This is a genomic window from Frankia tisae, assembly GCF_025403405.1.
GTDB lineage: Bacteria > Actinomycetota > Actinomycetes > Frankiales > Frankiaceae > Frankia > Frankia tisai.
Window position 1 is genome coordinate 1 of the sequence record NZ_JANEZT010000402.1, and the last position, 5743, is coordinate 5743.

The 5743-nt window shown below is 68.1% G+C and carries 5 protein-coding genes and 2 pseudogenes; 6 read left to right on the top strand and 1 reads right to left on the bottom strand.

Features of this window, described 5'->3' with window-relative positions; genetic code table 11:
• Positions 1 to 129 precede the first annotated feature (129 nt).
• The 3 genes and pseudogenes from NBZ85_RS33905 to NBZ85_RS26635 all read left to right on the top strand — a co-directional run.
• Positions 130 to 305: pseudogene (locus NBZ85_RS33905) on the top strand (IS982 family transposase); the annotation flags it as partial.
• A 191-nt stretch (positions 306 to 496) separates the two neighbouring features.
• Positions 497 to 1570, top strand: coding sequence for a substrate-binding domain-containing protein (locus tag NBZ85_RS26630; RefSeq protein WP_261557641.1), 1074 nt, complete (start codon positions 497 to 499; stop codon positions 1568 to 1570).
• A gap of 111 nt (positions 1571 to 1681) precedes the next feature.
• Complete coding sequence (locus tag NBZ85_RS26635) at positions 1682 to 2479, top strand: SAM-dependent methyltransferase (protein ID WP_261557642.1); 798 nt, start codon at positions 1682 to 1684, stop codon at positions 2477 to 2479.
• Between the two features lie 27 nt (positions 2480 to 2506).
• Here the strand turns inward: NBZ85_RS26635 and NBZ85_RS26640 are convergent, their stop codons facing one another.
• On the bottom strand, positions 2507 to 3376 hold the full coding sequence (locus NBZ85_RS26640; protein ID WP_261557644.1) for a Sco1979 family transcriptional regulator: 870 nt from the start codon (positions 3374 to 3376) through the stop codon (positions 2507 to 2509).
• A gap of 253 nt (positions 3377 to 3629) precedes the next feature.
• Between NBZ85_RS26640 and NBZ85_RS26645 the strand changes: the two genes are divergently transcribed.
• From NBZ85_RS26645 to NBZ85_RS33910, 3 genes and pseudogenes are all read left to right on the top strand, one after another.
• A complete protein-coding gene (locus NBZ85_RS26645; RefSeq protein ID WP_261557646.1) occupies positions 3630 to 4376 on the top strand; it encodes an ABC transporter ATP-binding protein in 747 nt (248 codons plus the stop codon).
• Complete coding sequence (locus NBZ85_RS26650) at positions 4373 to 5227, top strand: ABC transporter permease (RefSeq protein WP_261557647.1); 855 nt, start codon at positions 4373 to 4375, stop codon at positions 5225 to 5227. Before NBZ85_RS26645 ends, NBZ85_RS26650 begins: the two co-directional genes overlap by 4 nt.
• A 4-nt stretch (positions 5228 to 5231) precedes the next feature.
• Positions 5232 to 5444 (top strand): annotated as a pseudogene (locus NBZ85_RS33910) (DDE-type integrase/transposase/recombinase); the annotation flags it as partial.
• Between the last annotated feature and the right edge of the window lie 299 nt (positions 5445 to 5743).

Sequence of the window (5743 nt, forward strand, 5' to 3'; positions counted from 1 at the left end):
CTCGGAAGTTGCTCTGTGGAAGGACTACTTCCTACCGAGGCCCCGCGTTTCCCTGCCTACCCCCCTCCGCCCGTCACAGATAGTGATCGAACGCGGAGTGTGACGGCCCGTTGCAGGGAAAGGCTCACTGTGCCGTGCGGAATGCCGCGGCCGACGGTGCAGCACTTGGAACTGGCCGGCTACGGCTACGGCTACGGCTACTGCGCGTCGCACTCCCGATTCTACCGGGGCTGAAGCTGTACGGGGAATTGGCACCTCGTGCCATCCTGCCCTCGGTGATGTGGAATCCTGACGGTGGGCGAAGACGGCCCGCCGTGATGTCAGGAGCAGCGCAAGCCCGGTGTTCTCACCCCGGGTGCTCACATATTTCACCGTGTTGAGGAGATCTGGACTGGTGCGAGTTTCGATGTTTCGCCGCCGTTGGGTGGCGGGGTGCGCCGCGGTGCTGGCGTTCGGCCTGACCGCGTGTTCCGGCTCGTCGAGTGGGTCCGGTGAGGTGAGCCCATCGGCTACGGGGTCCGCCGCCGAGTCGCGTTACGCGACGCCGCTGAAGGGGATCTGCCCGTCCACGGTCGTCATCCAGGCGAACTGGTGGCCTGGTCTTCCCGACGGGTACCTGTACCAGCTTCTAGGCCCCAACCCGACGATCGACGTGAGCAAGAACCGGGTTGAGGGACCGCTGGGTGCTACCGGCGTGAGGCTCCAGGTGCGCGCCGGCGGGCCGGCGACGGGTTTCCAGCCGGTGACCTCGCTGTTGGCTCAGGACGACAGCATCCTGGCCGGCTATGTGGGAACGGACGAGGCTGTGCAGGCCTCCGGGGGGCAGCGGTCGGTCGCCGTCTTCGCGCCCTACGAGAAGTCTCCGCTGGCGCTGATCTGGGGCAACCCGGCGTGGAACTTCACCAACGCCGCCGAGATCCGCCAGTCGGGCGCGACGGTGCTGGCCAGCGCGAGCGGGACATCCTTTCCCGATGTCTTCGTCCGGGAGGGGTTGCTGACCAAGTCCCAGGTCGACACCTCCTATCAGGGGTCCCCGGACCGGTTCGTCGCCGCCGATGGCAAGATCGTGCAGCAGGCTTTCGTCACCAACGAGCCCTACCTGCTCCAGCACGACGTCAAGGCGTGGGGCAAGCCGGTGAAGCACCTACTTCTGCAGGACGAATACCCGGCGTACATCTCCGCGTTGGCCGTTCGGCCGGACAAGGTGTCGACCCAGCGCGCCTGCCTGGCCAAGCTGGTGCCGTTGTTGCAGCGGGCGCAGCGGGACTACGTCGCTAATCCGGCGCCGGTAAACCAGCTCCTGCTGAAGGTCGTCAGTACGCTGCACACAGGCGGGTTCACCCTTTCGTCGGGGCTGCTCGCGTACGGCAACGCCACGCAGAAGCAGCTTGGGTTGATCGCCGACGGTAGTGACGGAGTACTGGGCAGCTTCGACACGGCCCGGGTAGGGACACTGATCGGCCGGCTGGTCCCGGTCTTCGCTGCGAAGGGCAGTACGCCGAAGGCGGGGCTGGTTCCTTCGGACCTGGTGACCAACGAGTTCCTCGACAAGGCCGTGACGTTGAAGTAAGGGACGCCGGCGGCAACGGAAGAAGGACGACGTCCGGGGCGGGGCCGCCCCGGACGTTCCCTATGATGAGCATCGGGTTCTTGTGACCACGCGGCGAAGGGAACGTTACTCATGAGCGATGCTTCGGCACCCATTGTCGACATCACCGTGCCGCACTCGGCGCGGGTGTGGAACTACTGGCTGGGCGGGAAGGACCACTATCCGGTGGACCGCGAGTTCGGCGACCGGCTCTACGAGTTGCTCCCCGAGATTGTGCAGATCGCCCGGCAGGCTCGGGCCTTTCTCGGCCGCGCGGTCACCTACCTGGCCGGCGAGGTGGGTATCCGGCAGTTCCTCGACATCGGTACCGGCCTGCCGACGGCCGACAACACCCATGAGGTAGCGCAGCGGATCGTCCCCGACTCGCGGATCGTCTACGTCGACCACGATCCGCTGGTCCTGGTGCACGCGCGGGCCCTGTTGGTCGGCACGCCCGAGGGGGCTACGAACTACGTCGACGCCGACGTCCGCGAGCCGAAGAAGATCCTCCAGGCCGCCCGCGAGACCCTGGACTTCACCCAGCCAATCGGATTGATCATGCTCGGGATCATGGGAAACGTGGCCGACCTCGACGAGGCGTACGCGATCGTGCGCGAACTGCGCGAATCCCTGCCCTCCGGCAGCTACCTTGTGTTCAAGGACGGCACCTACGCGGTCATGGGCGAGGACCGTGCCGACGCCATCCACCATCTCCACGAGCACGAGAGCTTTCCGTACCACCTGCGCACCCCCGAGCAGGTGGCCCGTTTTCTCGACGGTTTCGAACTCGTCGAGCCAGGTCTGGTCTCGACGCCGTTGTGGCGGCCAGACCCCTCGGCCGAACCGCCCCTGGCGATCGACGACCTGTGTGGCATCGGCCGGAAGCCCTGACTTCCGCCAGCCGGGCGGAGGCGGGCGTCACGCGGCGTGATACGAGGCGATTTTTTCGATGACCTTTACCGTGTCGTCGGGCGCCGTGCTCTTGAGTGCCAGATTGTCCATGGCGAGCGTGTAACGGGTGACGTCGTCCGGCTTGTCGAGATATACGGAGCCCGTGAGGTGCTCCAGGTAAACGACATCGGCAATGTCCGGCTCACCGAACCGCAGAATGCTGAACGCGCCCCCTTCGGCGGTGTGGGGGCCGACGTTGAATGGAATAACCTGGATGGTGATGTTCGGGTTCGCGTTCAGGGCGATCAGGTGTTCGAGCTGGCCTTGCATGACGGCCGGCCCGGCGACCGAGCGCCACAGTGCCGCCTCGTCAATGATCGCCCATGCCCGGGGCGGATCTGGCCGGTCGAGAATGGCCTGCCGACTTATCCGTGCCTGGACCCGACGTTCGACGACGTCGTCGCCGTCCACCTGGCGAGCTCCGGCCATGACAGCGCGGGCGTAATCCTTGGTCTGGAGGAGGCCGGGGATGAATTGAAGCTCGTAGGTCCGGATCAGGGTCGCCGCTTCCTCCAGGCCCAGGTATGGCTGAAACCACCCCGGCATCACGTCGGTGAAACCCTGCCACCAACCGGGCTCGTTAGCCTGACGGGCGAGTTCGAGTAGCGGTGAGCGGTCCCTCTCGCCCGTGACGCCATACAGTGTCAGCAAGTCGGCCACATCGCGTTCCTTGAAACTGACCCGGCCCAACTCCAAACGGCTGATCTTCGACTCGGATGCCCGGATGCTGTAGCCAGCATCCACCCGGCTAATGCCTTTCGCTTCCCGGAGTCTCCGTAGCTGCGTGCCCAGTACAACGCGGCGCACTATCGGCCCGCTCGCCCGTTGCAGCGTCATTCCCCCGCCTTCATCCGGCCACGTTCCCTTCAGCTTACCGGATGATGATGGAATTCATGTAGCCGGGTTCACCCACAGCGCCGGGATAACCGGGCCGGTGGCCCTCGCTCCGGGACTGTTTCCCGGCCATGACACCGGGACGGCGTCAGGGCACGCCCGGTAACGGCCCCCCATGCCGGGGACTACGATTCGCTCAGATAAGGACGCCGGCATGTCGCCGACGGCCCGGCTCCGTGGCAGGAAGGGAGAGACGGTGCCCATTGCGCCGGGGATCGCATTGGCGTTCGACGACGTGGGAAAGACCTTCCCCGATGGCACCGACGCGTTGCGGGGAGTGTCACTTACGGTCGCCGACGGCGAGTTCGTGACGGTGGTCGGGCCTTCGGGCTCGGGGAAGTCCACACTATTGCGGATCGCGTCAGGGTTGACCGAGCCCTCCAGCGGTACGGTTGCCGTCGGGCCCAGCACCCCCGGCTACGTTTTTCAAGATCCCACGCTACTGCCGTGGCGCACCGTTGAGGGCAATGTCGGCCTGTTCGCCCAACTCGACCGCGTGCCGAAGAAACGGCGGCGCGAACTCGTGGCCGCGGCCATCTCCCTCACCGGGCTCGAGGGGTTCGAGCGTCACCGGCCCACGGCGCTGTCCGGCGGCATGCGGATGCGGGTCTCGCTCGCCCGGGCGCTCACGGTGCGGCCGTCGCTGTTCCTTTTCGACGAGCCGTTCGGCGCGGTCGACGAGATCACGCGGCAGCGGCTCGGCGAGGAGGTGCAGCGGCTCCACGCCCGCGAGGGGTTCGCGGCCCTGTTCGTCACCCACTCGGTCGTGGAGGCGGTCTGGCTCGCCAACCGGGTCGTCGTCCTGTCAGCCCGACCGGGGCGGGTCCTCGCGCAGGTCGACGTCCCGTTCGCCTACCCGCGGCCCGCCGACCTGCGCTTCGACGCTGCCTTCGGCGACGTCGCCCGGGCCGTCTCGGCGGCGCTACAGGAGTCGTTCACATGACGGCGACTGCCCGGGCACCGCGCACGGCCCCGGCGGCCGAGAGCCCCCGCCGCCCCGGCCGCCTGCGCCGCACGGTCCGCGGGGCCGGGCCGCCGCTGGTCGTGCTGGCCGCCGTCGTCGGCGTCTGGTACGCCGTGACCTACCTCGCGCTGGCCCCCCGCCGCCGCTTCCTGCTGCCGCCGCCGCACGAGGTCGTCACCGACGGCTTCGGGGACTGGACCACCTTCCACGAGACTCTGAGGGGACTGGGCGCGACGGCGAAGGTCGCGCTCGTGGGGCTCGCCATCGCCGCCGCCCTCGGGATGATCTTTGCCGTGCTGATGAGTCAGGCGGGCTGGGTCGAGCGGTCGTTCTACCCTTGGGCGGTGGCGCTCCAGACGATCCCGATCCTCGCGATCGTGCCGCTGATCGGGTTCTGGCTGGGGTACGGATTCTGGTCCCGTACCGTCGTGTGCGTCCTGGTCGCCTTGTTCCCCATCATCATCAACACCCTGTTCGGGCTCCAGTCGACCGACGCCGAGCAGCATGACCTGTTCACGCTGCGCCAGGCTGGCCGGTGGGCGAGGCTCGTCCACCTCGAGTTTCCCAGCGCCCTGCCCGCGGTGTTCACGGGGCTGCGTATCTCCGCCGGGCTGTCGGTCATCGGCGCGATCGTCGGTGACTTCTTCTTCCGGCAGGGGCAGCCGGGCATCGGCAGCCTCATCGACGACTACACCCAGCGCCTCCAGTCCGCACCGCTGTTTGCCGCGATCATGGTGTCCTCCCTGTTCGGCCTGGCGCTGTTCTGGCTGTTCGGCCTGGCCGCCCGCATCGCCGTCGGCGCCTGGTACACCCCCCGCCGCCGATCCTGACCCCAGCAGCACCCGCCGCGACCAGGCCTCCGCCCGCCGGTTCTTCGTGCGGGCGCTTTCTCACGGCCGTCGGCCGGTCGAGGTCACCACCGACGCGGCACCGGTGTACCCGCGGCTCCTCGGCGAGCTGCTTCCCGAAGCCTGCCACGTCGACGCCGCCCGAGAGAACAACCGGATCGAAGCCGACCACGGCCGGCTCAAAGCCCGGCATCGACCCGACCCGCAGCATCGGCTCGCGGCCGCGTGCACCGAGCTCACCCAGGCCCTGCTGACCTTGCAGTTGGTGAGTGCCCGGCCGACGCGCCCGGGCACCCGGCGCCCCGCGCCAGCCGGTGCGGGGTCGCCCAGGGTGCCCCGCGCAGGTCCCGGCAGGCTCTCAGGTACTTCTCAGGGAATTCCCAGCCGGCTGGGACAGCGTCAGTACCCATGAGCTCCACGCTGTACCCGGGCGACGGGACACCCGGGCCGACGTTCCCGCCCGGTCCAGCGGGCATCCATGGGCCGCCCCCCCAGGGC